A 1,406-nucleotide genomic window follows, 5' to 3' on the forward strand; every position below is an offset into this window, starting at 1 on the left:
TTTTTACAGATTCTATGGTGTAGAAGAAGAAATAAACGGAACAACGAATGTAATAGCATATGAGGTGGAATGATGGGTAAATGGATAGAATTCAGACAGATAAAGAAGTTTGTGCAAGGGACAATAGCAAGTGGGACGATCCTAGATTTAAAAAACTATACAAATGGAATGCCCTGGGAAAATGAAAAAGTATTTTTAACAATGTATAGTTATTTACCTGATTTTAACAAAATGAGGTATTATGCGGAAGCTATTCCTTTGGGAAATAACAGGTATCAAATAGTTTGCAGGCTTCTAGGATATGACTATACAACAGCTATAAGAATCCCAGAAATAATAGTCAATCCAACACAAGAATGGCTAACTCTGTATACCGGACCATTCTACGGAGTAAGTTATGCCTATCATAATAATGGTACCTTCGGTATAGAAGGAACTCATAAAGCCTATGCAAACGGTAATTTATTTCTTGAAAAGATAGGAGACAGGAATAACAGACTGGTAGGATATCAGGGGACATATTTTAACCCGGTACAGCAAAATGGTTCGGTTGTTATTCAACAAACTGGAACAGTTTATGGCGGGAAACTTATGGATATTGTGATATTTACACAGCCAGCAGAATATAAAGAATTACTGGTAAACTTTATAGCAATAGAGGAGGACTAAATGAGTATAAAGGATGATTTAAATAAAGGATTTACAATAGGAGACGTATCAACAGCAAATTTTGATGATGAAGCAATAATAAAAGTAAAAGATTTTTATGAACTTGACAGACTTGAAAGAACAAAGATATTAGAACTTGCCGGAAAAGTTGATATAGAACTGGTAAAAAGAGATATGGAAATAGAAAATATGAATGAAAATGTAAATAATCTTGAAAGTGACATAATTGAAGTAAAAAAAGATATAGCAAATATTGAAAACAGAGTAACAGAAATAGAAGACAACGGCACAGGCGGTGGCGAGAGTTCAAAAGCTTACTATTCGCTAATGGATGCAATGTCAAATGCCTATGTATTCTATAAATTTGAAGTACCTCAGGAAGAACTGGATAAACTGGGGACACTTACTTTAGATAACTATAATAAATTATCATTATCAGATCAGACAACAATAAAAACTCTTTTAGCTAAAGCAGGAATATCCGATCCGACAGATATCGAAAGTATAGAAAATGAATTATCTAATCCATATACTCTGATAGGTTCAATGATACTGAAAGTATACGGATCATCAGTAAGAATACCGATAAATAAGGAATTTACTTTCATAATTCCGGATAAAATAGGTTTAACAAAAAAAGCAGTAAGCAGCAAAATACTGGATGTAGTATTAAGTAAATTACCTGACGGAAGATATGATAGTACACACTCAACAGCAATAGGAAGTATAACAAATTC

1 protein-coding gene and 1 pseudogene are annotated in these 1,406 nt (G+C 32.8%); both read left to right on the forward strand.

Going from position 1 to position 1,406, the window contains the following annotated elements; genetic code table 11:
* Nucleotides 1-72 precede the first annotated feature (72 nt).
* Nucleotides 73-669, forward strand: coding sequence for a hypothetical protein (locus NK213_RS20060; protein ID WP_253352650.1), 597 nt, complete (start codon nucleotides 73-75; stop codon nucleotides 667-669).
* Nucleotides 670-1,406: pseudogene (locus NK213_RS20065) on the forward strand (hypothetical protein); the annotation flags it as partial. It lies immediately after the preceding gene.

This window comes from Sebaldella sp. S0638, assembly GCF_024158605.1.
In the GTDB taxonomy this organism is placed as follows: Bacteria; Fusobacteriota; Fusobacteriia; order Fusobacteriales; family Leptotrichiaceae; genus Sebaldella.